This is a genomic window from Streptomyces shenzhenensis, assembly GCF_021462265.1.
In the GTDB taxonomy this organism is placed as follows: domain Bacteria; phylum Actinomycetota; class Actinomycetes; order Streptomycetales; family Streptomycetaceae; genus Streptomyces; species Streptomyces shenzhenensis.
In genome coordinates this window covers 192,869-219,554 of record NZ_JAJONF010000012.1, presented here as the reverse complement: position 1 = coordinate 219,554, position 26,686 = coordinate 192,869, and the positions used below count along the sequence as shown (strand labels likewise).

At 72.7% G+C, this 26,686-nt stretch carries 18 protein-coding genes and 1 riboswitch; of the genes, 12 read left to right on the top strand and 6 right to left on the bottom strand.

Annotated elements, in window-relative coordinates; genetic code table 11:
• Positions 1-331 precede the first annotated feature (331 nt).
• Positions 332-506: riboswitch (cyclic di-AMP (ydaO/yuaA leader) on the top strand.
• A 10-nt stretch (positions 507-516) separates the two neighbouring features.
• Positions 517-2,859 carry a C40 family peptidase gene (locus LQ326_RS47920; protein WP_268207232.1) on the top strand — a complete coding sequence of 781 codons (2,343 nt, stop codon included), beginning with the start codon at positions 517-519 and terminating at the stop codon, positions 2,857-2,859.
• A gap of 14 nt (positions 2,860-2,873) precedes the next feature.
• On the opposite strand, the gene LQ326_RS18545 is transcribed toward LQ326_RS47920, so the two are convergent.
• Positions 2,874-3,935, bottom strand: coding sequence for an NAD-dependent epimerase/dehydratase family protein (locus LQ326_RS18545; RefSeq protein WP_234538156.1), 1,062 nt, complete (start codon positions 3,933-3,935; stop codon positions 2,874-2,876).
• 248 nt (positions 3,936-4,183) lie between these two features.
• On the opposite strand from LQ326_RS18545, the gene LQ326_RS18540 reads away from it, so the two are divergent.
• The 6 genes from LQ326_RS18540 (at position 4,184) to LQ326_RS18515 (ending at position 13,493) form a co-directional block, all read left to right on the top strand.
• Positions 4,184-5,548 carry an FAD-dependent oxidoreductase gene (locus LQ326_RS18540; RefSeq protein WP_234538154.1) on the top strand — a complete coding sequence of 455 codons (1,365 nt, stop codon included), beginning with the start codon at positions 4,184-4,186 and terminating at the stop codon, positions 5,546-5,548.
• Between the two features lie 301 nt (positions 5,549-5,849).
• Entirely contained in the window at positions 5,850-7,001 is a 1,152-nt protein-coding gene (locus LQ326_RS18535) for a hypothetical protein (protein WP_234538152.1), read from the top strand.
• 40 nt (positions 7,002-7,041) lie between these two features.
• The gene (locus tag LQ326_RS18530; RefSeq protein WP_234538150.1) at positions 7,042-7,323 is read left to right on the top strand and encodes a YkvA family protein; all 282 of its coding nucleotides are present in this window, start codon (positions 7,042-7,044) and stop codon (positions 7,321-7,323) included.
• Between the two features lie 20 nt (positions 7,324-7,343).
• Positions 7,344-8,030, top strand: a complete 687-nt coding sequence (locus LQ326_RS18525) for a 2-phosphosulfolactate phosphatase (RefSeq protein WP_234538148.1) — start codon at positions 7,344-7,346, stop codon at positions 8,028-8,030.
• A gap of 100 nt (positions 8,031-8,130) precedes the next feature.
• Entirely contained in the window at positions 8,131-10,674 is a 2,544-nt protein-coding gene (locus tag LQ326_RS18520; RefSeq protein ID WP_234538145.1) for a SpoIIE family protein phosphatase, read from the top strand.
• A gap of 80 nt (positions 10,675-10,754) precedes the next feature.
• Positions 10,755-13,493: a SpoIIE family protein phosphatase gene (locus LQ326_RS18515; RefSeq protein WP_234538142.1), complete on the top strand. Its 2,739-nt coding sequence runs from the start codon at positions 10,755-10,757 to the stop codon at positions 13,491-13,493.
• Positions 13,494-13,521: 28 nt separating this feature from the next.
• Here the strand turns inward: LQ326_RS18515 and LQ326_RS18510 are convergent, their stop codons facing one another.
• The gene (locus tag LQ326_RS18510) at positions 13,522-15,357 is read right to left on the bottom strand and encodes a glycoside hydrolase family 15 protein (protein WP_234538140.1); all 1,836 of its coding nucleotides are present in this window, start codon (positions 15,355-15,357) and stop codon (positions 13,522-13,524) included.
• A gap of 130 nt (positions 15,358-15,487) precedes the next feature.
• On the opposite strand from LQ326_RS18510, the gene LQ326_RS18505 reads away from it, so the two are divergent.
• From LQ326_RS18505 to LQ326_RS18490, 4 genes are all read left to right on the top strand, one after another.
• Positions 15,488-15,694, top strand: coding sequence for a hypothetical protein (locus tag LQ326_RS18505; RefSeq protein WP_234538138.1), 207 nt, complete (start codon positions 15,488-15,490; stop codon positions 15,692-15,694).
• Positions 15,695-15,867: 173 nt separating this feature from the next.
• The gene (gene sthA, locus LQ326_RS18500; protein WP_234538136.1) at positions 15,868-17,271 is read left to right on the top strand and encodes a Si-specific NAD(P)(+) transhydrogenase; all 1,404 of its coding nucleotides are present in this window, start codon (positions 15,868-15,870) and stop codon (positions 17,269-17,271) included.
• Between the two features lie 295 nt (positions 17,272-17,566).
• Positions 17,567-19,039, top strand: a complete 1,473-nt coding sequence (locus LQ326_RS18495; RefSeq protein ID WP_234538134.1) for an APC family permease — start codon at positions 17,567-17,569, stop codon at positions 19,037-19,039.
• An 11-nt stretch (positions 19,040-19,050) separates the two neighbouring features.
• Complete coding sequence (locus LQ326_RS18490) at positions 19,051-20,016, top strand: hypothetical protein (protein ID WP_234538131.1); 966 nt, start codon at positions 19,051-19,053, stop codon at positions 20,014-20,016.
• Positions 20,017-20,046: 30 nt separating this feature from the next.
• Here the strand turns inward: LQ326_RS18490 and nicT are convergent, their stop codons facing one another.
• From nicT to efeU, 3 genes are all read right to left on the bottom strand, one after another.
• Positions 20,047-21,210: a Nickel transporter NicT gene (gene nicT / locus LQ326_RS18485; protein WP_234538129.1), complete on the bottom strand. Its 1,164-nt coding sequence runs from the start codon at positions 21,208-21,210 to the stop codon at positions 20,047-20,049.
• 148 nt (positions 21,211-21,358) lie between these two features.
• On the bottom strand, positions 21,359-22,630 hold the full coding sequence (gene efeB / locus LQ326_RS18480; protein ID WP_234538127.1) for an iron uptake transporter deferrochelatase/peroxidase subunit: 1,272 nt from the start codon (positions 22,628-22,630) through the stop codon (positions 21,359-21,361).
• Positions 22,631-22,677: 47 nt separating this feature from the next.
• Entirely contained in the window at positions 22,678-24,855 is a 2,178-nt protein-coding gene (gene efeU, locus LQ326_RS18475) for an iron uptake transporter permease EfeU (RefSeq protein ID WP_234538124.1), read from the bottom strand.
• A gap of 275 nt (positions 24,856-25,130) precedes the next feature.
• Between efeU and LQ326_RS18470 the strand changes: the two genes are divergently transcribed.
• Complete coding sequence (locus tag LQ326_RS18470) at positions 25,131-25,814, top strand: phosphatase PAP2 family protein (protein ID WP_234538122.1); 684 nt, start codon at positions 25,131-25,133, stop codon at positions 25,812-25,814.
• A 1-nt stretch (position 25,815) separates the two neighbouring features.
• On the opposite strand, the gene prcB is transcribed toward LQ326_RS18470, so the two are convergent.
• Entirely contained in the window at positions 25,816-26,670 is an 855-nt protein-coding gene (prcB, locus tag LQ326_RS18465; RefSeq protein WP_234538120.1) for a proteasome subunit beta, read from the bottom strand.
• Positions 26,671-26,686: the final 16 nt, after the last annotated feature.

Here is a 26,686-nt window from a genome sequence, read left to right as displayed (position 1 = left end):
TGGGCGGCCGGACATGGAAATCCCCGGCCCTATACGGCCCGTGGCGCCATCGTGTTCAACAGACCCGCGAATTCACGGCGACCTCATAGAAAGCGGGAGTTCCGGAGCGAGGGGGAACAGGGGAAACGCGACCGACGGCAACGGCTCGGTGACCCTGCGGAAGTGCTTCGATGCGCGCGAAATGCCCTCCCGTACGGTCGAGTTCGAACGCTACGACGAACATCACAAATACGTATCGGACATTACGCACGTCAACCTTCACACGAGTGACACAAGTTGGCTAAGTTGACGGTCAAGCCGTTCGGCTCCCCCCGGCGAATCCCGTCGGGCCGCGCGGCCTCCGCCGAGTCCGGTGCCCCCAGGGCGAACCCGGAACCGGGGACCCAACCGAACCACTGGGGTGAATCGGCCGACCGTCCGCAAGGGCAGAGGCCGTAGGGCATGCCTTCCGGATTCGACCGCCCGAACCCGACAGCTAACCCGGTAGGCGGAGTACGGAAGGAGCACGACCCCTCAATGGCGCCCGAGAGCCGTGACGAGGTTCGGCAGCGGATCGACAGCCTCTACGACCAGGCCGAGAACGCCACCGGGAACTACAACGCCACCCGTGCGTCGAGCGGGGGCTCTCGCTCACGCGGTGTCCCGCTGTTCAAGCGGCCCCGCCGTGACGACCCGGGCCTCGACAACATCGCCCGGGAGTGGTTCGAGGGCGCGCGCGCGAAGCTGGGACCGAGCGTCCCGGCCGCGCTGCCCTCCGACCGGATGCCCGAGCGGACCGGCCCGCGGCGGCCGGTCAGCGCCATGGCGGCCGACCTGCTCGCCCAGCTGGAGGACTCCGGCCCGTCCCGGCTGGAGCTGACCGCGGGGCCGTCCGCGCAGAGCGAGATCGAGGTCGTCCGTGAGCTGCCGGCGCGCCCCAGACCGGAGTTGACGGCGGGGCCCGCCGCGGCGCTGCCGGCGGGGTCCGCGGGGCCTGTGGGCGCGCCCAGGGCACTGCCCGCCGCCGCGCCGCAACGGCCCACACCGGGTGCCTCCAAGACCAAGAACCAGCTCAAGCTCGCCAAGGCCCGCGAGGTGCTGTCCCAGCGCACCGGGCAGCGCGCGATCGCCGCGCTCGAACCGGCCCAGGTCCCGGTCTCCCAGCCCGCTCCGCCGGCCCCCAGCCCCTGGCCCACGCCCGAGGCCCAGGTCCCGGCGGGGCAGTGGCAGGCTCCCGCCGTCGGCATACCCAGCCAGCGCACCGGCAGCGACTCCTTCCGGACCGACGCCCTCGCGGCCACCCGCGCGCTCCCGGCGGTGACGGAGACGGGCGGCATCCCGATCGTGTCCCCGTCGGACACCGGTACCTTCCGCATCGTGACCCCGGGAGGCGCCGACAACTCCCGGAGCCGGGCCTCGGCGGACTCCAGCGGCTTCCGCATCATGACCCCAGGGAACGCCGACACCACCCGGAACCAACCCCCGGCAGACTCCAACGGCTTCCGCATCATGACCCCGGGCAACGCCGACACCACCCCCAACCAACCCCCGGCAGACTCCAACGGCTTCCGCGTCATGGCCCCGGGCCACACCGACACCACCCCCAACCAACCCCCGGCAGACTCCAACGGCTTCCGCGTCATGACCCCGGGTGGCTCGGGCGGCGGGACCTATCAGAGCGCGTCTCCCATGGACGCGGGCGGCGCCCAGGCCCTGGCCCCGACCCTGGGGGACACCGGGTCCTTCCGCATCATGACGCCGGGCGCCACGGGCTCGTTCCCGATGCCGACCCCGGCCGACTCGGGCCCCTTCCCGGCCGCGGACGCCATGAGCACGAGCGTGTTCCCGGCCGCTGCTCCCGCGAACCCGGACGTCTTCCCGACGGCCGCCCCCACGAACAGCGGCGCCTTCCCCACCGCGGCCCCCGCTGCCGCCCCGGCCCCGATGGACGCCGGCGGCTTCCGGGTCATGTCGCCGAACGCGCCCGTCGCCTACGCCGAGGTACCCCAGACCGCCGCCGACACCGCCTACGCCACCGGCGCGTACCCGTACGCCACGGCAGCCCCCGCCGCCCCCGCGCCCATGGCCCCCACCCCGCCGGCCGCCTCCTACGCCGCGGCACCCGCCGCCGACACGGCCGGCGCCTACGTCGCGGGCATGCAGCCCGCCAACGCCCTCTACGCCTACGCCGGCGCCGCGATGCCGACGGCGATGACCCCGCCCGCCGCCGCGATACCCGCGCCGGCGCCCATGGCGGCCCCCATGCCGACGCCCATGGCGGCCCCCGTGCCGGCGGCCATGCCGGCGGCCATGCCGGCGGCCATGCCGGCGCAGCCAGAAGCGATGATGGCCGCACCCGCACCCGCACCCGCACCCGCACCCGCCATGGCGATGCCCACCGTCGCCCCGGTCGTCACCGCTCCGCTCCCCACCACCCCCCTGCCGACGGCACCCGCGCAGTTCGCGGCTCCGACCCCCAGCGCTCCCGCCCCCGCGCCCACGCCCGGCACCTTCGCCGAGCCGGGCAAGGCCATGAAGGCGCTGGCCTTCGCGCGGGAGCAGATCGGCCGGCCGTGCGTCTGGGGTGCGGCCGGGCCGGGGGCGTACGACTGCTCCAGCCTGATGCAGGCCGCCTGGCGCGCCGCCGGGGTGACGCTGCCGCGTACCGCGCAGGAGCAGAGCATGGCCGGCACCCCGATGCCGCTGGCCGCCGTCGAGCCCGGTGACCTGATCTTCTTCTTCGACGACGACAGTCACGTCGGGATCTACGCGGGCGGCGGCACGATGGTGCACGCGCCGAGCCCGGGGGCGCTCATCCGCGAGGAGTCGATCTACAACGCCGGGGAGTCGGCGATCCACCGCGTGATCCGCCCGGCCTGACCGGGCGGCTCGGGTCAGCCCCTCCTCCTCCGCCGCGCGCGCCAGCTCTCGTGGTGGTCGAGGAGGGTCTCCTCGACGGGCCGGTAGACAAGGCCCAGTTCGTCGACGCTTCTGCTGTTGTCGACGCGGAAGCGGATGCCGAGGTGCTTGCGTATGTAGTCCTGGGTGAGGCCGAAGAGCGGGCCGAGGACCCGTACCGGTCCGTGCGGGAGCGCGGTGCGCGGCAGGCGCGGGTCCCAGGGGTGACGGGTGCGGATGATCCGGGACATCTCCTCGAAGGACGTCATCGTCTCGTTGGCCACGATGTAACGGCCCCTGGCCGCCGGGTTCTCCGCCGCCGCGATGTGCGCGTCGGCCACGTCACGGACGTCCGCGGTGGTGAAGCTGAAGTCGGGGGCGCCGTAGCAGAAGTAGCCCTTGAACAGCTCGTCCAGCAGGAAGAGGCTGCCGGACTCGGAGGCGGGGGTCAGGGAAGGGCCCAGGATCAGACCGGGGTTGAGGGCGACCATGCGCCAGCGGTCCTGGGCGGCCTCGGCGTCCCAGGCGGCGCGCTCGGCGACCGTCTTGGCGTAGTGGTAGGGGTTGTCGGCCACCGTGCTGGTGGTGTTGAAGTACTTCTCGCTCAGCACCTCGCCGGCCATCTCGCGGACGTCGGCGTAGTCGCCGAAGATCGCGCCCACGGTGGAGGTGAGGACCAGGGTCGTCACCTCGGGGGTGCGCTCCACACTGCCGAGGACGTTGCGGGTGCCGAGCAACGCAGGGTCCACGACGTCCCGTCGGCCGTCCTTGATCCGCTCCGGCATCAGGAACGGCGAGGCCACGTGGAAGACGGTCGCGCAGCCGCGGAACGCCTCGTCGAAGGAGCCGTCCTCGAGCAGGTCGGCCTCGAAGAGGGCGAGTCGCCCGGGAAAGGCCTCCTGCAGCTCCCACAGGGGCCGTACCTTCGCCGCGTCACCGGCCCGGCGGACGGTCGCGCGGACCCGGTACCCCCGCCTCAGCAGCCGTCGTACCAGATGGCTGCCGACGAATCCGCTGCCGCCGGTCACCGCCACGGTCGTCTCCCCGCGTGCGTCCACGCTCTCACCCCTCACCCATGGGCCACCGCGCCTCGGTGCGCCGCAAGAGGACAGGTTGGTGCATGGGCCGGGCGCCCGCCAAGCATCCGGGGGCAGCTGTGCAGGCTCGCGCGCCATAAGCCGGACCCGATACACGTCATAAGATCGCCTTATGAGGTCATAGAGCGGACCCGCGTACTAACTTAGGACTGCCTTAGTTTAGGCTTCCCGTTCGAGATCGCTTGTCCTCACTCGAAGGGAACCTGATCATGCCGCGCCCCCTGCGGGTAGCCATCGTCGGAGCCGGCCCCGCCGGGATCTACGCCGCCGACGCCCTGCTCAAGTCCGAGGTGGCCGCCGAGCCCGGCGTCTCCATCGACCTCTTCGAGCGGATGCCCGCCCCGTTCGGCCTGATCCGGTACGGCGTGGCCCCCGACCACCCGCGCATCAAGGGCATCGTCACGGCCCTGCACCAGGTGCTGGACAAGCCGCAGATCCGCCTCTTCGGCAACGTGGACTACCCGGCCGACATCAGCCTCGACGACCTGCGCTCGTTCTACGACGCGGTGATCTTCTCGACCGGCGCGACCGCCGACCGCGAGCTGCGGATACCCGGCATCGAGCTGGACGGCTCCTACGGCGCCGCCGACTTCGTCTCCTGGTACGACGGCCACCCGGACGTGCCCCGCACCTGGCCGCTCGAGGCCGAGAAGGTCGCGGTCCTCGGCGTCGGCAACGTGGCCCTGGACGTGGCCCGCGTCCTCGCCAAGACCGCCGACGAGCTGCTCCCCACCGAGATCCCGCCGAACGTCCACGACGGGCTGAAGGCCAACAAGGCCCGCGAAGTGCACGTGTTCGGCCGCCGCGGTCCGGCGCAGGCGAAGTTCTCCCCGATGGAGCTGCGCGAGCTCGACCACTCCCCCAACATCGAGGTCATCGTCGACCCCGAGGACATCGACTACGACGAGGGCTCGATCGAGACCCGGCGCGGCAACAAGCAGGCCGACATGGTCGCCAAGACCCTGGAGAACTGGGCCATCCGCGATGCCGGCGACCGCCCGCACAAGATCTTCCTGCACTTCTTCGAGTCGCCCACCGAGATCCTCGGCGAGGACGGCAAGGTCGTCGGTCTGCGCACCGAGCGCACCGCGCTGGACGGCACCGGCAACGTGAAGGGCACCGGCGAGTTCAAGGACTGGGACGTCACCGCGCTCTACCGCGCGGTCGGCTACCTCTCCGACAAACTGCCCAAGCTGCCCTGGGACATCGACTCGGGGACCGTCCCGGACGACGGCGGCCGGGTCATCGAGGAGAGCGGCAGCCACCTCCGGTCGACGTACGTCACCGGCTGGATCCGCCGCGGCCCGGTCGGTCTGATCGGCCACACCAAGGGCGACGCCAACGAGACGGTGTCCAACCTGCTGGACGACTACGCGAACGGCCGGCTGCACACCCCCGAGGCGCCGGCGCCTCAGGCCGTGGACGCCTTCCTCGCCGAGCGCGGGGTCCGCTTCACCACCTGGGAGGGCTGGTACCGGCTGGACGCCGCCGAGAAGGCGCTGGGCGAGCCGCAGGGCCGCGAGCGCGTCAAGCTCGTCGAGCGCGAGGACATGCTCCGCGAGAGCGGCGCGTGAGGCACTGAGACGGTGCGGACCCACCGGGGCCGGCGGACCGCCGTCGGCCCCTCTCGCACGCCTTTCGGCGGCGTGAACGGGGCCCGCCCCGAAGCGGATGGACGGGCGGGCCCCCTCCGCCGCACCATTGTGCGGGGCGGGCCGGATCAAGGACACGGGTGAACCGGTGTGGTACGACGCACACGATGCGCACCCCGGTTGCGGGCGACACACCCGTGCGCGGGCGGCCCCCGCTCTGTGAGACCCGCTCCGGGGCGGCGATACTGGAAGACGCAGCCGCCTCCCACCAGCAGATTGGCCCATGTCGAACTCCGCCGCCGCCCGTAGCGCCCTTCCGCCGACCGTCTGGCCCGCCCGTGGCCGCCACACGGGCCCGGACTCCGAGGGGGTGATCCGCAGGATCCTGCGCCGCCGCAAGGACAGCGGCGCCCTCGACGACTTCGCGGAACCCCCGGTGCCCGACGACCCCGCGCGGCGCGTCTTCGAGGCCCGCTGGCGCGTCGGGGACGGCACCGTGACGGTGCGCGCCCGGCTGACCCTCGTCGACCCGCAGGGCCGGCAGGCGGGACGCGAGTGGCAGCTCGTCGCCGAGGCCGACCGGCCCTGGGACGAGGCCTGGCCCTCCCCGGCGGCGATGTTCTGGCCCGACGGCGAGGAGGCCGGCGACGGCGGCGAGGCGGCCTGGGACTACCTCCCGGCCGTGGCGGGCGTACGGCTGCGCACGGTCAACCCGCTGCCCGCCGACGACAAGGACATGCGCCGGGTGCTGCGGGACGCGGCGAAGGACGCCTGGTGCGTCAACCTCGTCGTGCACGAGGCGATGACGCCCGACGCGCTCGGCCGGCTGCCGCTGGTCCGGCAGCTGCCGCCCGGCCTCGCGCACCGCGTGGTGGAACACCGGGCCGCGCCGCAGCAGTTCCGTGCCGTCAACTGGGCGCTGCGCGACCTCGGTGCCGAGTGCCCGCGCGGCGGCGCCGTGCTGCTGCCGCCGGACCCGGCGCCGGACGGCTACGACCCGCAGGAGTACGCGGTGCGCAGCGTCTTCCTGGACGGCTCGGAGCCGGCCGAACTGATGGCCGCCCTGCGCCGGTTCGCCGCGCTGCCGAGGCCCGCGCCGCGGGGCGCCGAGGAGGCGCTGGCCGATCTGCGCGACAACTGGACCCTGATGACGCTGGAGGAGGAGCTGGCGCGGGAGCGCAAGCGCGTCGCGCGGTACGCCGAGGCGCTGGAGGCCATGACCAGGTCCCGCGACCTGTACCGGGAGGCCGCCGAGCGGGCCGGGGAGGCGCTCGCCGCCCTCCGCGACACCCCCGCCCCGGCCGTACCGACAGTGCCCCGACCCGCCTCCCCCTTCCAGCAGTTGACCCGTGCCTTCAAGGGGCTGCGGGCTCCGAAGGAGAGTGCCGGGCCGGCTGCCATGCCCGGGGACGAAAGCGGGAAGACGGACCGGTGAGAGACCCCGGGCCGGATCGGGGCCGGACGACAGGACAGCCATGGACACCACCACGACCGTGCTCGTGATCTGCGCGATCGTCGCCGCGGCCCTGCTGGCCTGCGCCGTCGCCGTACTCGTACGGCTGGTCCGCACCCGGCGCACCCTGCGCCGGGCCGGGCTGCCGACGGGCTCGCGCTGGGTGTTCTGGGGTGCCGTGCTGTATCTGGTGCTGCCCACCGACCTGCTGCCCGACCCGATCTACCTGGACGACATCGGCGTCCTGCTGCTGGCCCTGCGCTCGATGCGCGCGGCCCTGCCGGCCGACGACCCGGAACTCTGACCGCCGGGCATGATGGGGGGATGCGAACCACGTTCACCGGTGTCCCCGGCCTGTCCTCGACGCCCGAAGTCGCCGTGGTCGTCGACGTGATGCGGGCGTTCACCGTGGCGGCCTGGGCGTTCGGGCGGGGCGCCGAGCGCATCGTGTTCGCCGAAACCCTGGACGAGGCGCTGGACCTGAAGGCCCGTCACCCCGGCTGGCTGGCCTTCCAGGACGGTCCGGTGGTGCCGGGTTTCGACCTGGCCAACTCGCCGGCCCAGCTGCGTTCGCTGGACGTCGGGGGCCGCACGGTCGTCCAGAAGACCACCGCCGGCACGACCGGGGCGCTGGCCGCCGCCGGGGCCAGGCTGCTGCTGTGCGCGAGTTTCGTGGTCGCCGGGGCCACCGCCGCCGTGCTGCGGCGCGCGCGGCCCGCGGCGGTCACCTTCGTGGTCACCGGGGAGGACGGGCGGGCCGAGGAGGACCTGGCCTGTGCCGAGTACATCGCCCGGCTGGTGGCCGACGGCTCCGCCGGTGCGGAGCCGTTCGTGGAGCGGGCCCGGAACTCCGGCGGGGCGGCGCGGCTCGCCGAGGGGCTGCGGCTCGGCTGGGAAGGCGTCCATCCGGAGGATGTGCCGCTGTGTCTGGAGACGGACACCTTCCCTTTCGCCATGGTGGCCGGCCGGGAGGACGGTCACCTGGTGCTGCGGCCGGTGGCCGCGGGCTGAGCCGGCGGGTCCGCGCCGCCGCCCAGGTGCGTGTTCGGGCCGTCGTGGCGCATTCTTGCTGTGTCACCCACCCGGCGGTGCGCGGACGAGGTAGGACCCGATGACTGGGAGCGGCGAGCACGTGGGCCGGGCGCGTGAGCGGCTGACCGCGCTGCTGGTCGAGGCCTCGACCGGCGCCCTGGGCGCGGCGGGCTGCCACGTCGCCGGTGTGTACCTGCGCTCCGGCACCCCCGGGCTGCTCCGCCTGGCCACGCTGGTGGGACTTCCCGGCCCGCTGTTCAGGCCCTGGTGGCGGCTGCACGTGGACCGGCCGTTCCCGGTCGCGGACGCCTACCGGCTCGGGGTGCGGGTGGTGCTGCCCAACGCCACCGAGATGGTGCGCCGCTATCCCCAGTTCGCGGCGGGCCTGCCGTTCCAGTTCGGCTCGGTGTACACGCCCGTGCCCGGCGCGGAATCGTCCTTCGGGGTGCTCACCGTGCTGCTTCCCGGTACCTCGGACACCGTGGACGAGCTGCCCGACCTGGACCGGCTGGGGCGGCTGGCCGAGACGCTGGGAGCCGGACTGCGCGAGCTGGTGGCCGAGGAGGGCGACGCGGCGGTCGCCTGGGAGGGCGAGCCGGTGTGCGTACGGCCGCCCGCGACGCCGCCGGGGACGGCCCGGGTGGGCCGTTTCACCTGGGATCCGGCCACCTCTGCGGTGCGCGCGGACGACCGGCTGCACGCCCTGCTCGGCATGGCGCCCCGGGACGTCCCCCGTACCGGTGCCGAGCTGGCCGCGGCCGTGACACCCGACGACACCTACGACACCGCCGCCGACGTGCTGGCCGCGCTGCGCCGGACCGCGGCCGGCAGGCCGCCGCACGCCCCGCTGCGGGTGCGGGCCGCGGACGGCGCCCCGCTGCTCCTGGAGCTGTGGCCGCCGCCCGGCGCCGCCGAGCCGCCTCTGGTCGCCGGGATCGTCGTCGGCCCGGGCCCGGCCGTGGCCGCCGACGGAGCGGCCGATCTGCTCCCCCAGGGCGTCTTCTGCCTGGACCGGTCCGGGGTCGTCCGCTACGCCAACCCGGCCGCCGTCCGGCTGGCGGGCCGGCCGCACGCCGAGCTGCTCGGCCGGCCGGTGTGGGAGGCGATGCCGTGGCTGAGCGGGCCGCCCTACGACGACCACTGGCGGGGCGCGCTGCTCGCCAGTGACACGGTGCGCTTCCAGGCCCGTCGCGGGGACACCGCCGAGGGCGGCCTGCTCGCCCTGTCCGTGCACCCAAGCCCGAGTCTGATCACCTGCACGGTCGAGCCGGCCAACCGGATGGACCCGGCCATGCACCTGCCCCGCACGGCAGGCCCCGACCCCACGGCCGAACCCGGCACGACGGCGGGGCCCGGGCGGCCCGGCGGGCCGGGCGGCTCTTCGCTGGCCCCGCTGTACCGGCCCATCGCCCTCGCGATCGCGCTGACCGACGCGGTGACCGCCCGGCAGGTGTCGGCGGTGGTCACCCAGGAGCTGCTCCCGGCGTTCGGCGGCGGCCGGCTGGCCATCTACCTGCTCCAGGACCGGCATCTCTACCTGGCCTGGGAGAACGGCTTCCCGCCCGGCTTCCTCACCCCGTTCGACGGCGTCGGTCTGGACGCCCCCATCCCCGGTGTCGAGACCCTCACCACCGGCAGGCCGCTGTTCTTCGAGTCGATGCGGCAGCTGGCGGACACCTACCCGGACCTCGCCCTGGACGCCGACGTGGGCGCCCGCGCCTTCCTGCCGCTGATCGCCTCCGGGCACCCGGTCGGCACCTGCATCCTCGGCTTCGACGTCGAGCGCCGCTTCAGCACCGAGGAGCGCACGGTCCTCACGGCGCTCGCCGGCCTGATCGCGCACGCCATGGAGAAGGCCCGGCGCTACGACAGCGAGGCCGCCCTCGCCCGCGGTCTCCAGCAGGCGCTGCTGCCCCGCCGGCTGTCGGCGCACCCCCAGGTGGAGACCGCGGGCCGGTATCTGCCGGGCACCCAGGGCATGGACGTGGGCGGCGACTGGTACGACGTCGTCGGGGCGGGCGACGGCCTCGCCCTGGTCATCGGCGACGTGCAGGGGCACGGCGTGCAGGCTGCCGCCACCATGGGGCAACTACGCAGCGCGGTCCGAGCGTTCGCGCTCAGCGACCGGCCGCCCGACGAGGTGCTGAGCGGCACCAACCGGCTGCTCATCGACCTCGACCCGGGCCAGTTCGCCAGTTGCTGCTATCTGCGTCTGGACCCCGCCACCGGGCGTGCCAGGATCGCCCGGGCCGGTCATCCGCCGCCCCTGCTGCGCGCCCCGGACGGCCGTACCCGGGTCCTGGAGGTCCCCGGCGGTGTCGTCCTGGGCGTGGATCCGCGGGCCGGCTATCCGGTGACCGGGCTGGAGCTGGCGCCGGACGCGATCCTCGCCCTGTACACGGACGGGCTGGTGGAGCGGCCCGGTGCCGACATCGACGAGGGCATCGCGGCGCTGGGGGCGGCCCTGGCCGAGGCGGGGGCGGCGCCGGGGCGGCGCGGCCCCCGTACCCTCACCGGGGTGGCCGACCGGCTCACCGCCATGGCCCGGCACGCCACCGACCGCCCGGACGACGTGGCGCTGCTGCTCGCGGTGCGCCACCCCCGGTCCGCGGACCGGGGGTGATCGGGGCCCGACGGGGTATCGGGCCGGTTGCCCCGGGGACGCTCTCGCCTAGCGGGGCGCCACAGTGTAGACATGGGCTCATGGTCCGTCAGTCCGGCCGGTCCGACACTCGGCCGTCCCGATCCGGGACTCGGCGCGCGCCGCTCGCCCGGCGGGAGCGGGAGCCCGGCGGGCCGGGGCGCATCCGGTCCGGTCGGCTGTGGTCGGCGCTGAGCAGACGCAGCGTGGCCGGGCAGGTCTTCGTGCTGCAAGTGGCGATCGTGCTGCTGCTGGTCGTGTCGGCCGTGGTCGCACTGGTGCTCCAGGAACAGCACAACAGCACCACGGAGGCCCGCAACCGGTCCCTGGCCGTCGCCCAGACCTTCGCCGACGCCCCCGGCACGGCGGCGGCGCTGCGGCTGCCCGATCCGACGACGGTGCTCCAGCCGCGGGCGGAGGCCGTCCGCAAGGCGACCGGGGTGGACTTCGTCGTCGTCATGAACACCGAGGGGATCCGGTACACCCACCCCAGGCCGGACCGCATCGGCAAGAAGTTCGTCGGGACCATCGGGCCGGCGCTGGCCGGCGGGGTCGTCACCGAGAGGGTCAAGGGCACCATCGGCGAGCTGGTGCAGGCCGTGGTCCCGGTGCGGGACGCGAACGGCACGGTGGTGGGCCTGGTGTCGGCCGGCATCACCACCGCGCACGTGGGCGGCACCGTCGACCAGCAGCTGCCGCTGATGCTGGCCGCGGCCGCCGCCGCGCTGGCCCTGGCGACGGCGGGCACGGCGCTGGTCAGCCGGCGGCTGCTGCGCCAGACGCACGGTCTCGGCCCGGACGAGATGACGCGCATGTACGAGCACCACGACGCGGTGCTGCACTCCGTACGCGAGGGTGTGCTGATCGTGGGCGGCGACGGCCGGCTGATGCTCGCCAACGACGAGGCCCGGCGTCTGCTGGACCTGCCCGCGGACGCCGAGCGCCGCCGGGTCGGGGACCTCGGCCTGGACGCCCGGACGTCGACGCTGATCGCCTCGGGACGGGTCGCCACCGACGAGGTGCACCTGGTCAAGGACCGGCTGCTGGCCGTCAACCAGCGCCCCATCGAGGTGCGCGGCGGCCCGCCCGGCAGCGTCATCACGCTGCGCGACTCCACGGAGCTGCGCGCCCTGTCCGGGCGTGCCGAGGTGGCCCGCGAACGCCTGAACATGCTGTACGACGCCGGGGTGGGCATCGGCACCAGCCTGGACGTCACCCGCACCGCCGAGGAGCTGACGGAGCTGGCCGTGCCGCGGTTCGCGGACTACGCCGCCGTCGACCTGTACGACGCGGTCCTCAAGGGCGAGGAGCCCAAGCCCGGGGACGCGCTGCGCCGGGTGGCGTCCGCCGGTGTCCGCAAGGACGCCCCGCTGTACCCGGTCGGGGAGCGGTTCGAGTTCGTGCCGTCCTCGCCGCAGGGCCGCTGTCTGGAGACCGGCGAGTCCGTCGTCGAGCCCCGGCTGCGGGACGCGCCCGGCTGGCGGGCGCAGGACGTGGAGCTGACCGCGCGGATCCTGGAGTTCGGCATCCACTCGCTGATCACGGTGCCGTTGCGGGCCGGGAACCTGGTGCTGGGGCTGGCCAACTTCTGCCGTTCGCAGAAGATCGCGCCGTTCGACACCGAGGAACTGGCCCTCGCGGAGGAGCTGGTGGCGCGGGCCGCCGTCTCCATCGACAACGCCCGCCGCTACACGCGCGAGCACAGCATGGCGGTGACCCTGCAGCGCAGTCTGCTGCCCCGCAGCCTGCCCGCGCAGAGCGCCCTGGACATCGCCTACCGCTATCTGCCGGCCCAGTCGGGGGTGGGCGGCGACTGGTTCGACGTGCTGCCGCTGTCCGGGGCCCGGGTGGCGCTGGTGGTCGGGGACGTGGTGGGGCACGGGCTGCACGCGGCGGCGACCATGGGGCGGCTGCGCACCGCCGTGCACAACTTCGCGGCGCTCGACCTGCAGCCCGACGAGTTGCTGGGCCTGCTGGACGAGTTGGTCAGCCGTATCGACCAGGACGAGACCCCCGCGGACGGCATGGCCACGATCACCGGGGCGACCTGCCTGTACGCGATCTACGACCCGGTGTCCCGGCGCTGCACGCTGGCCCGGGCCGGTCATCCGCCGCCGGCGCTGGCCAGACCCGACGGCGGCGTCGAGTTCCCGGACGTGCCGGCCGGTCCGCCGCTGGGGGTGGGCGGGCTGCCCTTCGAGACGGCCGAGCTGGAGCTGCCCGAGGGCAGCAGTCTGGTCCTCTACACCGACGGGCTGGTGGAGGACCGGCGGCGGGACATCGACGAGGGCCTCGAACTGCTCGCCGGTGCCCTGGAGTCGGCGGCCGGCAGCACCCCGGACGCCACCTGTGCGGCCGTGCTGGAGCGGCTGCCGGCCCGTCCCAGCGACGACGTGGCGCTGATCGTCGCCCGCACCCGGGCGCTCGGCGCCGACCGGATCGCCGAGTGGGGGGTACCGGCCGATCCCGCGGCCGTCTCCGAGGTGCGGGCCAAGGTGACCCGGCAGCTCGCCGACTGGGACCTGGACGGGCTGTCGTTCACCACCGAGCTGATCCTCAGCGAGCTGGTCACCAACGCCATCCGGCACGGCCGGGCGCCCATCCGGGTAAAGCTGCTGCGCGACCGGACGCTGATCTGCGAGGTCTCCGACGCCAGCACCACCTCGCCGCACCTGCGGTACGCGGCGAGCACCGACGAGGGCGGCCGGGGCCTGTTCCTGGTCGCGCAGCTCGCCGAGCGCTGGGGCACCCGCTACACGCCCGCCGGGAAGGTCATCTGGGCGGAGCAGCCGCTGCCGTGACCCCTCGGACCGTCCGGGGACAGGGCTCTCAGCCCAGCGCGCGGTCCAGGTTGAAGGCGGCACTGATGAGGGAGAGATGGGTGAACGCCTGCGGGAAGTTGCCCTGTTGCTCGCCGGTGCGGCCGATTTCCTCGGCGTACAGGCCGAGATGGTTGGCGTAGGTGAGCATCTTCTCGAAGGCGAGCCGGGCGTCGTCCACGCGTCCGGCGCGCACCAGGGCCTCCACGTACCAGAAGGAGCAGATGGAGAAGGTGCCCTCGTCGCCGCGGAGTCCGTCGGGGCTGGCCTGCGGGTCGTAGCGGTAGACGAGGGAGTCGGAGACCAGGTCCTCGGTGAGGGCGTCCAGGGTGGACAGCCACTTGGGGTCGGTCGGGGCGATGAACTTGGCCAGGGGCATCATGAGGACCGAGGCGTCGAGGACCTCGCTGCCCTCGTGCTGGACGAAGGCGCGGCGCCGCTCGGACCAGCCGCGGTCCATGATCCGCCGGTAGATGGTGTCGCGGCACTGCTGCCAGCGGCGCAGGTCGGCGGGCAGGCCGCGCCGGTTGGCGAGGCGGATGGCCCGCTCGACGGCGACCCAGCACATCAGACGGGAGTAGAGGAAGTTCTTGCGGCCGCCGCGGGTCTCCCAGACGCCCTCGTCGGGCTGGTCCCAGTGGTCGCAGACCCATTCGACGAGGCGGGTGACGTCGTCCCACTGGGCGCTGGAGATGGGCTCGGCCCATTTGTCGTAGAGGTAGATCGAGTCGATGAGGGCGCCGTAGATGTCGAGCTGGAGCTGCCCGGCCGCGCCGTTGCCGATCCGGACCGGGGCGGAGCCGCAGTGGCCGTCGAGGTGTGTCAGTTCGCGTTCGGGCAGGTCGGTGCGGCCGTCGATGCCGTACATGATCTGCAGCGGACCGGAGGCGAAGCCGTCGCCGGGGCTGATGTAGGTGGTCACGAACTTCATGAAGGCCGCCGCCTCGCTGCTGAAGCCGAGCCGCAGCAGGGCGTAGACGGCGAAGGCGGCGTCGCGGATCCAGACGTAGCGGTAGTCCCAGTTGCGTTCGCCGCCGACCTGCTCGGGGAGGCTGGTGGTGGGCGCGGCGACGATGGCGCCGGTGGGGGCGTAGGTGAGCAGCTTGAGGGTGAGCGCGGAACGGTGCACCATCTCACGCCAGCGGCCCCGGTAGCGGGACTGGTGCAGCCAGCGGCGCCAGTAGCAGACCGTGGCCTCGAACTGAAGTTCGGCCTCGGCTCGGGCACAGCCGCGCGGGGGGATGCCCTCGCCGGCCTGGTCGAGGGCGAAGACGGCGGACTCCCCCTCGGAGACCTTGAAGTCGGCGCGGACGTCCGGGCCGTCACCCTCCAGGGCCACCGTGGACGTGAGCAGCAAGCCCTTGTCCGCGGACTCGAACAGGGCGGTGCCGTCGAGCAGGCGCAGGGTGTGCGGGTCGGCGCCGTAGTTGAAGCGGGGGGCCACCCGGACCCGGAAGGGCACGGTGCCGCGCACGCACAGCACCCGGCGGATCAGCCGGTGCCGCTCGCACTCGGCCGACCCGCTCGCCACCGGCATGAAGTCCTGGACCTCGCCGACACCCTCGTCGGTGTAGAACCGCGTGATCAGCACGTTGGTGTCGGGGAAGTAGAACTGCTTGGTCCGGGCCGGCAGGGCCGCGGCCAGGGCGAAGAATCCGCCGCGCTCGGCGTCCAGGACGGCGGCGAAGACGCTGGGGGCGTCGAAGGACGGGCTGCAGTACCAGTCGATCGTGCCGTTGCTGCCCACGAGAGCCACGCTGCGCAGATCGCCGATCAGCCCGTGTTCGGCGATCGGCAGGTAGCGGGGGCTCCCGGGTGCGTTCTGGAAGTAGGGCTGCTCGGCCATCGTGACGGCCTCCCCGGTACGGATGTACGGTCACCATACAGCCCGAAAGGGGCGAATTGCTTCCCGGGATGCGCGGTGCGGCCGGGCGGGCAATCGTGAGAGTGTGCACCCGCTCCGCGAAGGAGGGACCATGTCGACCACAGAACCCGAAGCGTCCCGGTCGCCCGACGACCGCACCACCCCCGACTCCCTGCTGCACAGCGCCCCCGGCACCGGGGTGGCGCCCGAAGACCTGGTGATGGCGTCAGGCCGGGACATCACCCCGGCCACCCTCGAATGGGCCAGGAAGAAGATGGAGCGCGAGGGACCGAACTGCATCGAGCGGCTCCTGCCCTGACCGAGGCCGCGGGCGTGCCCGAACGCGCCCCGCGCCGTCGCACCCGTCCCGGCGGCCGAGATGGCGGCCGGGACCCGTGAGGCCTGCAACTACCCAGGTCCGTACCGGATTTCACGCGAAGGTTGCCCGTTCACCCTTTCGAAGCGGGGGCGGCTGCTGACAGACTTCCCAGGGTGCCTGACTTCGACATGCTCGTCATCGGTTCCGGACCCGGCGGCCAGAAGGCCGCCATCGCCGCGGCCAAGCTCGGCCGCCGGGTCGCCGTCGTCGACAGCCCCGACATGGTCGGCGGGGTGTCCATCCACACCGGGACCATCCCCTCGAAGACCCTGCGCGAGGCGGTCCTCTACCTGACCGGCCTGACCCAGCGCGACCTGTACGGCCAGAGCTACCGGCTGAAGGAGGACATCACCGTCGCCGACCTGACCGCGCGCACCCAGCACGTGGTCGGCCGCGAGGTGGACGTCATCCGCAACCAGCTCTCCCGCAACCACGTCACCCTCTGCTCCGGCATCGGCCGGTTCACCGACCCGCACACCGTCGCCCTGCGCGAACCGACCGGCAACGAAAGGCTGTTGAGCGCGGAGCACATCGTCATCGCCACCGGCACCCGGCCGGCCCGCCCGGACAGCGTCGAGTTCGACGGCCGCACCATCATGGACTCGGACAACGTGCTGTCCCTGGAGCGGGTGCCGCGCTCCATGGTCATCGTCGGCGCCGGCGTCATCGGCATGGAGTACGCCAGCATGTTCGCCGCGCTCGGCAGCAAGGTCACCGTCGTCGAGAAGCGCGCCGCCATGCTCGACATGTGCGACGTCGAGGTCGTGGAGTCGCTCAAGTACCACCTGAGGGACCTTGCCGTCACCTTCCGGTTCGGGGAGACCGTCGCCGCCGTCGAACGGCACCCCCGGGGCACGCTGACCGTGCTGGAGAGCGGCAAGAAGATACCGGCGGACACGGTGATGTACTCGGCGGGCCGCCAGGGCCTGACCGACCGGCTGGACCTGGACAAGGCGGGCCTGTCCGCGGACCGGCGTGGCCGGATCACGGTGGACGAGCACTTCCGCACCGAGGTGCCGCACATCTACGCCGTCGGCGATGTCATCGGCTTTCCCGCGCTCGCCGCGACCTCGATGGAGCAGGGCCGGGTCGCCGCGTACCACGCCTGCGGGGAGCCGGTCGGGCAGATGGACAACCTCCAGCCCATCGGCATCTACACCATCCCCGAGATCAGCTTCGTCGGCCGGACCGAGGACCAGCTCACCGAGGACTGCGTGCCGTTCGAGGTCGGGGTGGCCCGCTACCGGGAACTGGCCCGGGGCCAGATCATCGGCGACTCGCACGGCATGCTCAAGCTTCTGGTCTCCCCCGAGGACCGGCGGCTGCTCGGTGTGCACTGCTTCGGCAGCGGAGCGACAGAACTCATCCACATCGGTCAGTCGGTGATGGGCTGCGGCGGCACGGTCGACTATCTGGTGGACGCGGTGTTCAACTACCCGACGCTCGCGGAGTCGTACAAGGTCGCGGCCCTGGACGCCACCAACAAGCTGCGGCAGCTCGACCGGCTGGAGGACTGAGAGGGCGACGTGACCGCTGCTTCCGGTGTGACGGTTTTCGGCCTCGGATGTCATATGTGATTACCGGACGGTCAGCTTGAAAGGCCAAAGAGTGCCGCTATAGTCACACCCACACACGCGGTGTGACCGTTCGCCGACTCTGGGCACGCGGCGCGCACCACCCCTTTCTTCTTCCGACCGGCCCCCTGCTCGAGGCCATCCCTCACCGGGTAGGGGGCGGGTCGTGCACCCCCCACCCGTACCACCGCGGGTCTGCACTCCCGTGCGCCCTGCACGACCGGAAAGCAGCACAACGATGAGCAACATCAGGGGCAGAGGGCTTCAGGCCAATGCCCTCGGTACGTTCGACACCGTGGTCATGGCCGTCGCGGGCAGCGCCCCCGCCTACTCACTGGCCGCGACCACCGCGGTGCTGGTCGGGGCGGTGGGGCTGGCCAGTCCGGCCGCCCTGCTGTGGTGTGCGATACCGATGCTGGGCATCGCGCTCGCCTTCAGCTACCTGGGCCGCATCGACGTGAACGCGGGCGCGAGCTACTCCTGGGTGGGCCGCACCCTGCATCCCTTCCTGGGCTTCGTCAGCGGCTGGGCGCTGGTGGTGTCCGCGACCATCTTCATGGTGGCCGGCTCCCTGCCCGCCGGGTCCATGACGCTGTCCCTGTTCGACGCGGAACTCGCCGACAACGTGGGCCTGTCCACGGTGGTCGGCGCCGCCTGGTTCATCATCATGCTGGCCGTCGTGCTCGGCGGCGCCCGGCTCACCGTGCGCGCCCAGTTGCTGATGTCCGGCATCGAGCTGGCGATCCTGCTGCTGTTCGCGGTGCTGGCCCTCTTCCACACCGGCAACGCCCGCACCTTCGACTGGTCCTGGCTGGGCTTCTCCCACTTCGACGGCGTCTCCGGGTTCGCCTCGGGCGCGCTGATCGCCGCCTTCTACTACTGGGGCTGGGACGTCACCAGCAACCTCAGCGAGGAGACCCGCAACTCCCGCCGTACCACCGGCCTCGCGGGTCTGATCGGTGTCGGCATCGTCTTCGCCCTGTTCGAGGTGTTCACCATCACCGTGAACGTCATCCTGTCCTCGGACCAGATCGCGGCGAACGACGCCAACGTGCTGGGCGTGCTGGGCGAGGAGGTCTGGCCGGGCTGGGGCGGCAAGCTGCTCGTCGTCGCCGTGATGCTGTCCACCATCGCCACCCTGGAGACGACCCTCATCCAGGTCACCCGCTCGCTGTTCGCGATGGGCCGTGACCGTACGATGCCGTCCGCGCTGGGCCGGGTGCACCGCACCTGGAACACCCCGCACGTGGCGATCGCCGTGGTGGGCGTGGTGGCGCTGACCCTGTTCATCGCCTCCAACGCGCTGGGCTCGGTCGGGGAGATCCTCTCCGACGCCATCTCGGCGATCGGCCTGCAGATCGCGGTCTACTACGGCCTCGCGGGCCTCGCGGTGGTCGTCGCCTACCGCAAGATGCTCTTCAAGTCGGCGGGCAACTTCCTGTTCGGCGGGCTGTGGCCGCTGCTCGGCGCGGCGTTCATGTTCTGGATCTTCGTCGAGTCGCTGGGCGAGCTGAGCACCGCGGCGATCTCGATCGGCATCGGCGGTCTGGCCGTCGGCCTGATCCCGATGCTCTGGTACTGGAGGCAGGGCAGCGACTACTACCGGCCGGCCAAGCTGGACGCCGCCCGTACGGTGGCGGCCGACTACGTTCCCGACGACCACGTGACCGCGCAGGCCCAGGCTTACGAAGGCCTCCCCACCGATTTCTGAGGTAAGAGCCGATGGCGCGCGACCGCTTCGTCCCCGACTTCGACCCGGACTGCGGGGACGAATCCCTCACCTCGGCCCGTCAGGACATCGTCATCGGCCGCTGGCAGGGACTCAGGGAACTGCTCCGGACCACCGGCCCCGACTGGCTGGTCCGGGGGCACCGGGTACGGCTGCTGGCGCAGGCCTGCGCGGGAAACTCGACGGCCGAGTCCTGGCTGGCCGCCGAGCCGCACGGCGCCGACGCGCTGATGCTGCGGGCGGCGACCGAGACCGCCCGGGCGTTCACCCTGGCCATCTCGGCGGGCCGGGGTGTCCCGATCGACCGGGCCAGGATCGACACCGCCGTGCTGGCCTGCCTGGCCGCCGCCGACGCCCACCCGCAGGACCCCACCCCCTGGGTCTCCCTGATCTCGGTGGCCCGGCTGTATCCGACCGGGGTCCGCCGGCAGGAACTCGCCCGCTGGTGGGACGAGTTGCACCGGCGCGACCCGTACAACGTGGAGGGCCACCTCCAGGTCCTCCACTACTACTCCGCGCGCTGGCACGGCACGCACGGCCTGATGTACGACTTCGCCCGGGACGCGGCCGGGGTCGCCCCGCCGGGGTGCCCGCTGCCCGTCCTGGTGCAGTACGCCCGCGTCGAGGAGTTCCGGTACGCGCTGGACGCGGCGCAGGCGCAGGGACAGCAGAACACGGTCGCGCTGAGCCAGCACTGGAAGCACGACGGCGCGGTCAGCGACGTACGGCGCACCTGGGAGCGCTGGATCGCCCAGCGCGGCGAGGCTCCCGTCGCCCCCGGCGAGCTGCGTGACCTCAACTACCTGACGCACGCTGCCTGTCAGGCGGGCGTCACGGATCTCGCCACGGCCCTGCTGCGGCTCCAGGGCCGGCGCGCGACCCGCACCCCGTGGTCGTACACCGGCGACGCGGAGAAGCAGATCGTCAAATGGCGGGCGGACCTGAAGGTACGGAGCTGACGACGCCACCGCTCCCCCGGCCCGCCGGGCTCAGCCCTCGGCCTGCTCGGCGGGCGCGGGGGCGAGGCCGGTGGTCCACTTCTCCTCGATCCGGCCCGCCTTCCAGACCAGCAGGGCGATCGCCCAGGTGGCGAAGAAGAGGCCGACGATGACGAAGCCGACGGTGTTGAGGTCGAGGCCCGAGACCCAGTCCCAGAAGACGCCGTGCAGGTCCATCTTGTCGGCGAGGAGGCCGAGGAGTTCCACGGTGCCGATGATCAGGGCGACGGCCACGGACAGGCCGGTGATGGTGAGGTTGTAGTAGACCTTGCGGACCGGCTTGGAGAACGCCCACTCGTAGGCGAAGTTCATGAACGAGCCGTCGATGGTGTCGAGGAGCGACATCCCGGCCGCGAAGAGCACCGGCAGGGTGAGGATGGCGTACCAGGGCAGCCCGGAGGCGGCGCCGGAACCGGCCAGGACCAGCAGGGCGATCTCGGTCGCGGTGTCGAAGCCCAGCCCGAACAGCAGGCCGAGCGGGTACATCTGCCAGGGCTTGCTGATCGAGCCGGTGACCCGGCCGAGGAAACGGTTCATGAGGCCGCGGTTGTTCAGCTGGGTCTCCAGCGCGGCCTCGTCGTAGGCGCCGGAGCGCATCTGCCGGAACACCTTCCAGATGCCGGCCAGGATGACCAGGTTGATGCCGGCGATGAGGTAGAGGAAGGTGCCGGAGACCGTCGTACCGATCAGGCCGGTGACCTCGTGGAGGTGCGAGCCGTCGTCCCGGACGGGTCCGGCCAGGGTCTTCATGCCGAGCGAGAGCAGCAGGGCGAGCCCGAAGACGATGCTGGAGTGGCCGAGGGAGAACCAGAAGCCGACCGACAGCGGCCGCTGCCCCGCTCCCATCAGCTTGCGGGTGGTGTTGTCGATGGCCGCGATGTGGTCGGCGTCGAAGGCGTGCCGCATGCCGAGGGTGTAGGCGGTCACGCCGATGCCTATGCCGAAGGACTCGGTGCCCACGCTGAAGTGCTGCGGGGCGATGATCCCGACCAGGGTGCCCCAGCCGATGACGTGGAGGGCCAGCACGAAGCCGGCCATCCCGCCGACCCTGAGCCACTCCTGGCGTGTCATGGAGCCTCGGACCCGACGCCAGGCCGAGCGCTTGGTCTCGGCCTGGACGGGGAGGGACGGAGCGGAACCAGGGGCGGCCGTCATCGGGAGGCGACATCCTTCGGTCGGGCGATGGGCAGCTGCCGTCGGCAGCCTTGTGCCATCTTCCCGTACTTGCACATCGTTCGCAGTAAGCCCTGCGCCAGGTCTTCACCAAGAGAAAGCCATGAAAAGGCAAAGATCGGCCTGCCGGTCAGGCCGCCAGCAGTCCGCTCCCCAGCCAGTCCCCGGCGTTCCTCACACCGGGCAGGGCGAAGAAGTAGCCTCCGCCGGTCGGCGAGATGTAGTCGACGAGGGGCTCGTCGATGAGCCGGGTCTGGGTGGCCTCGAACTGGCGCTGGACGTCCTGCTGGTAGCAGCAGAAGACCAGGCCCATGTCGAGGTTGCCGACGCTGTCGATCCCCCGGTCGTAGTTGTAGCCGCGGCGCAGGATGCGGGAGCCGTCGGTCTTGGCGGTGCGCGGGTTGGCGAGCCGGATGTGGGCGTCCAGCGGGATGGCGTCGCCCTTCGGGTCCTTGGCGTAGTTGGGGATGTCGGTCTCCTCGGCGCCGTCCAGCGGGGCACCGGTGTCCTTGCGGCGGCCGAACATCAGCTCCTGCTCACTGAGCGAGACCCGGTCCCAGAACTCGACGAGCATCCGGATGATCCTGATGACCTGGTAGCTGCCGCCCGCCGTCCAGGCCGGCTCGCCCTGCCCCGCACCGACCCAGATCAGCCGGTCGGTCTCCCGGGCCGAGGTGACGTCCGGGTTGGCGATGCCGTCCTTGAAGCCGAGCAGGTTGCGCTGGGCGCCGGTCGGCCGCGGGGCGTTCTGGAAGCCGTCGATCCGCCACTTGATCTGCATGGCACCACGGGTGTGCCTGGCGATGTCCCGCAGCGCGTGCAGCACGGTGTCCGTGCTGTTGGCGCAGATCTGCAGCGAGAGGTCGCCATGGCATTCGGCGGCCTTCAGGTTGTCGTTGGGAAAGGTCCGCATCGGGGTCAGCCGGGCCGGCTTCGCCTTCGCCAGGCCGTAGCGGTCGTCGAACAGGGAGGCGCCGACGCCGACGGTGACGGTCAGCGCGTCGGAGGGGACCTCGGGGCCGAGGATGCCGTTGTCGGCGGGTGGCGCGCCGACGCCGAGGTCTTCGGGGGCACCGCCGGAGGTGAGGAACCGGGCCCGTGCGGTGATCGTCTTCAGCAGGTCGGCGAGCTCCTGCCAGCTGTCGGCGATGACGTCCAGGGAGACGAAGGTGGCGGCGGCCGGGGCCGCGGTGAGGATGCCGGCCTGGTGGGCGCCGTGGAAGGGGACCTTCGTGGTGCTGCTCGCGTCGGCGGCCCGGGCCTCGGCGGTGCCGCCGGCCTGGCTCAGCGCGAAGCCGCCGCCGGCCAGCACCGCGCCCGCGGCCCCCGCGCCCAGCGCGGTCCGCACGAAGGAGCGGCGGCCGGTGCCCATCGGGCAGGACGGGGTGTCGGCAGCGGACATCGGAGGGTTCCCTTCGTCGTACGGGTGCGGGTGCTCTGCGGGGTTCATCAGGCGGACTTCCTGATCTCCAGGAGGTCCGGCACCGGGGCGAGGTCCTCGAGGAGCTGCCCGGTGGCCCCGACGACGCGCTGCCGGGTGACGGTGTCGAGCTTCTCGACCGGGGTCCAGCCCGCGCCCTGGTGCTCGGCGTCCAGGAGCTTCTGCAGGCGGGCCATGTCCGCGTCGACGGCCGGCAGCAGCTTCGGCGCCCGGGTGGTCAGCAGCGGCCGCAGTACGGTGAGCAGCTCGCGGGTGCCCGCGAGGTTGGCGTTCGCGGTGGCGAGGTTGGTGCCGCCGCCCTCGTCGGTGTCGGCGGTCAGCTCGAACTGGAGGGTGTTCTCCAGGATCTCGTGGGCGCGCAGCGGCAGGTCGCCCGGGTCGAAGGCCTGGGCGGGGAACGCCTGCCGCAGCCCGGCGGCCGCGTCCGCGAGCGCCTGTGCCGGACCCTTCAGCCGGTCGGCGGACTGGCCGTGCCACAGCCCGTACTCGACCCGGTGAAACCCGGCGAAGTCCTTGTCGGCGACCCCGCCCGCAAGGCCGTCGGCGCGGCCGTTGATCTTCTTGTCGAAGTCCTCGAAGGTGCCGTAGGCGGCGCCGAGGGAGGAGTAGGTGAGGTGGGCGGTCAGCCAGTCGGTGCGGGCCTTGCCGAGGTGGCCGCCCGCGATGTCGGCGTCGAGCGTGCGGGTCTGGGTGACGAGGGTGGCCAGGCCCTGTTCGACGTACGCCCGGTAGGCCTTCAGCGGCGCCGCGAGGTCGTTCTCGGAGACCGGTACGACCGCCTTGGCGCTGCTCTTGCCACCGCTGACGGTGACGGACCTGGAGGTGACGGCCTTGCCGCTGGAGGGGACACAGCGCCAGGCGTAGGTGCCGTCGGCCACGGTGGCCACCAGGTCGCGGGTGGTGCCGGGGGCGAGGCCCTCGATCTCGCCGTAGACCGAGCCGGTGCCCGGGTCGATCAGGTACACCTCGGCGGTCTTGCTGCCGGTGTTCTGCATCCGGAAGGTCCGGCGGCCCGGCTTCGGCGCGGTGAAGCCCTTGCCGCACTCGGTCTCGGAGACGGCGACGGCCTGCCCGCTGCTCGGCTTGGGCCGGCCAAGGGCGACGACGAGCCCGGCGACGACCACGGGGACGGCGACCACGGCGACCGGGACCACCCAGGCGGGACGGCCGCGCGGCACCCCGGCGGGCTTCGGGCCCGGCTCCGGCCGGCGGACCGCGGGGTCCGGCTGCGCCTGCGGCTCGGGCCTCCCGGCGGGCCGGGACCCGGCCCCCTCGGCTTCGAGCCGCGGCTCGGACCCGTCGGCGGCCGCCCGCGGCTCGGGCTTTTCGGCAGCAGGCCGCGGCACACCGGCACCGGACGCCGCCCCTGCGCGCACGCCCCGCACGCCCCGTACGAACAGGGTCATCACGACCGCGAGATAGCCGGCGTACCCGATCACCTGGAGCCAGGTCATCTCCGGGGTGACGTTGAGGACGCCCTGGAGGAGGGTGCTGTACCAGGAGCCCGCGTCGATGTGGGCGCCGAGGTCGAAGGCGTACGCCGCGTCGCCCGGAACGACGCCGCCCTCCTGGAGGTCGCGCAGCCCGTAGCCGAGGACACCGGCGGCGATCACGATCAGAACCACGCCCGTGCGGGTGAAGAACTTCGTGAGGTTGATCTTCAGTACGCGGCGGTACAGGCCCCAGCAGAGGCCGGCCGCCAGGACCAGGCCGATCCCCGCGCCGGTCAGCGGGCCCGCGGACTCGCCGGCCGCGCGGGCGGTGGTCCACAGGAACAGCGCGGTCTCCAGGCCCTCGCGGCCGACCGCGAGGAACGAGGTCAGGATCAGCACGCCCGCGCCCATGGCCAGGGCGTCGCTGACCTTCTCCTTGATCTCGCCGGCCAGGCTGCGCGCCGAGCGGCGCATCCAGAAGACCATCGCGGTGACGAAGGCGACCGCGATCACGCTGAGGGTGCCGCCGAAGGCCTCCTGGGCGGTCTCGGAGAGCGAGGCGGCGGTGAAGGTGAGGACCGCGCCGAAGCTCATCGCCAGCGCGATCGCGGCCAGGACGCCCGTCCACACCTGTGCCAGCCGGTTCCTGGCCCCGGCCCGCACCAGCGTGGCGACGAGGATCGAGACGATCAGCCCGGCTTCGAGACCCTCCCGCAACCCGATCAGGAAACTAGGAAACGCGTCGTCCCACATCCGCCCCAGCCCTCCCCGGCAGGCCCGTCCCCGCCCTTTGGCTCGAACTTAGTGAAGGCATGCCTTACTCCGCCGACCATGATGACTACGCCCGTGCAGCCAGCCGGCCATGAACTGGTAATGGTGCGGCAAAAGCAGCGGCCGGGCGCGGACACGCACACCTCCGAGCACCGGTCGAAAGTCAATCGTCTACATTCGGGTAGACCGTCTACATCTTCGTAGTCACCGCACCGGATCTTCGTAGTCACCGCACCGAGAGGGCCGTCGCCGTCGTCATGGACCGCAAGAAGACCGCGGAATTCGCGGGAAGTGTCGCGTTCGGGGCGTGGGCGGCGTTCGTGGTGCTGGCTCTGGTCGTGACCGGCCGGCACGGTGCCCCGCTCGCCCCGGACCGCGCGCTGCTGGCCTGGTCCCTCGGGCATCGCCCGGACATGGCGGTGGCCGTGGCCCGGGGGATCACCGCGACCGGTACCGGGATCGTGCCGTACGCCCTGGTCGTGGCGGCCGGACTGGTCGTGGGCCGCACCCGGCGGCAGCGGCTGTTCACCGCGCTGCTCGGCGCCGGCTGCCTCGCTCTGGGCCAGGCGGCCCGGCTCGCCGTGATGGAGCTGGTCGCCCGGCCCAGGCCGCCGCGGGCCGGCTGGCAGGCATCGGCCTCCGGCTGGTCGTTCCCCTCCGGCCACACCACTACCGCCGCGCTCGCCGCGGGCCTCGTGATCCTCGCGATCCGGACGCGGGCCCCGCGCGGCCGTACGCCGTGGTGCGCGGCCGTCGCCTGCTGGGGGCTCGCCGTGGGGGCCACCCGGGTCTTCCTCGGCGTGCACTGGTGCACCGACGTGATCGGCGGCTGGCTGTTCGCGGCCGGGTGGCTCGGGCTCTGCGTGTGCGTGGCCGCCCGGTGGGTCCCGGACGCGGGGACACCGGACGACGCGGCGAAGAGACCGGTGGCCGCGCCCTGAGTCAGGGGGTGGCGCCGGGGCCGTCCGGGCGCGTGCGGCGCTGGCCGACCATCTCCCGGGTCAGTTCCGCCGTCTCGGCCTCCGGCAGCCGTTCGAAGCCGTCCTCCGTGATGACCGAGACCAGCGGGAAGATACGGCGGTTGAGGTCGGGGCCGCCGGTCGCCGAGTCGTCGTCGGCCGCGTCGTACAGCGCCTGGAGTGCGGCCAGGGCGGCCTCGCGGCGGGTGAGGCCGGGGTGGTGCAGCTTCTTCAGGGCGCCCGCCGCGTACGGCGAGCCGCTGCCCTCGGCGTGGAACGCGCGCTTCTCGTAGAGACCGCCGGCGATGTCGAAGCTGAAGATGCGGCCGCGTGCCCCCGCCGGCGCCTTGGGATCGTAACCGGCGAGCAGCGGGACGACGGCGAGGCCCTGCATGGCCTGGCCGAGGTTCTCGCGGATCATCGTCGCGAGCCGGCGGGCCTTGCCGTCGAGGGTCATGGGGAGGCCCTCGATCTTCTCGAAGTGGGTCAGTTCGACCTGGTAGAGCTTGACCATGTCGAGGGCGAGCCCGACCGTGCCGGCGAACGCGACCGCCGTGTGGTCGTCGGCGGGGTGCACCTTCTCCAGGTCGCGCTGGGCGATGAGGTTGCCCATGGTGGCCCGGCGGTCGCCGGCGATCAGCACGCCGTCGCGGAAGCGGAGGGCGAGGACGGTGGTGCCGTGCGGGAAGGCGCCGGGCGCGGCGACCGTGCCCGGGGGCAGCGGACTGCGGGTGGGCAGCAGTTCGGGCCGGTGGGCGGCGAGGAACCCGGCGAAGGACGAGGTTCCCGGTGTGAAGAACTCCTCCCCCAGCCGGCCCCCGGTCTCCTGCGCTGGCATACCGATCCCCCTTCTG

What these genes read in the sequence shown, in the direction of transcription:
- efeU (WP_234538124.1), bottom strand. Translation starts at nt 24,855, where the DNA reads ATGTGGGACGACGCGTTTCCTAGTTTCCTGATCGGGTTGCGGGAGGGT.
- prcB (WP_234538120.1), bottom strand. Translation starts at nt 26,670, where the DNA reads ATGCCAGCGCAGGAGACCGGGGGCCGGCTGGGGGAGGAGTTCTTCACA.
- LQ326_RS18530 (WP_234538150.1), top strand. Translation starts at nt 7,042, where the DNA reads ATGGACACCACCACGACCGTGCTCGTGATCTGCGCGATCGTCGCCGCG.
- LQ326_RS18525 (WP_234538148.1), top strand. Translation starts at nt 7,344, where the DNA reads ATGCGAACCACGTTCACCGGTGTCCCCGGCCTGTCCTCGACGCCCGAA.
- LQ326_RS18540 (WP_234538154.1), top strand. Translation starts at nt 4,184, where the DNA reads ATGCCGCGCCCCCTGCGGGTAGCCATCGTCGGAGCCGGCCCCGCCGGG.
- LQ326_RS18505 (WP_234538138.1), top strand. Translation starts at nt 15,488, where the DNA reads ATGTCGACCACAGAACCCGAAGCGTCCCGGTCGCCCGACGACCGCACC.
- LQ326_RS47920 (WP_268207232.1), top strand. Translation starts at nt 517, where the DNA reads ATGGCGCCCGAGAGCCGTGACGAGGTTCGGCAGCGGATCGACAGCCTC.
- LQ326_RS18535 (WP_234538152.1), top strand. Translation starts at nt 5,850, where the DNA reads ATGTCGAACTCCGCCGCCGCCCGTAGCGCCCTTCCGCCGACCGTCTGG.
- LQ326_RS18470 (WP_234538122.1), top strand. Translation starts at nt 25,131, where the DNA reads ATGGACCGCAAGAAGACCGCGGAATTCGCGGGAAGTGTCGCGTTCGGG.
- nicT (WP_234538129.1), bottom strand. Translation starts at nt 21,210, where the DNA reads ATGACGGCCGCCCCTGGTTCCGCTCCGTCCCTCCCCGTCCAGGCCGAG.
- efeB (WP_234538127.1), bottom strand. Translation starts at nt 22,630, where the DNA reads ATGTCCGCTGCCGACACCCCGTCCTGCCCGATGGGCACCGGCCGCCGC.
- LQ326_RS18515 (WP_234538142.1), top strand. Translation starts at nt 10,755, where the DNA reads ATGGTCCGTCAGTCCGGCCGGTCCGACACTCGGCCGTCCCGATCCGGG.
- LQ326_RS18520 (WP_234538145.1), top strand. Translation starts at nt 8,131, where the DNA reads ATGACTGGGAGCGGCGAGCACGTGGGCCGGGCGCGTGAGCGGCTGACC.
- LQ326_RS18510 (WP_234538140.1), bottom strand. Translation starts at nt 15,357, where the DNA reads ATGGCCGAGCAGCCCTACTTCCAGAACGCACCCGGGAGCCCCCGCTAC.
- LQ326_RS18490 (WP_234538131.1), top strand. Translation starts at nt 19,051, where the DNA reads ATGGCGCGCGACCGCTTCGTCCCCGACTTCGACCCGGACTGCGGGGAC.
- LQ326_RS18495 (WP_234538134.1), top strand. Translation starts at nt 17,567, where the DNA reads ATGAGCAACATCAGGGGCAGAGGGCTTCAGGCCAATGCCCTCGGTACG.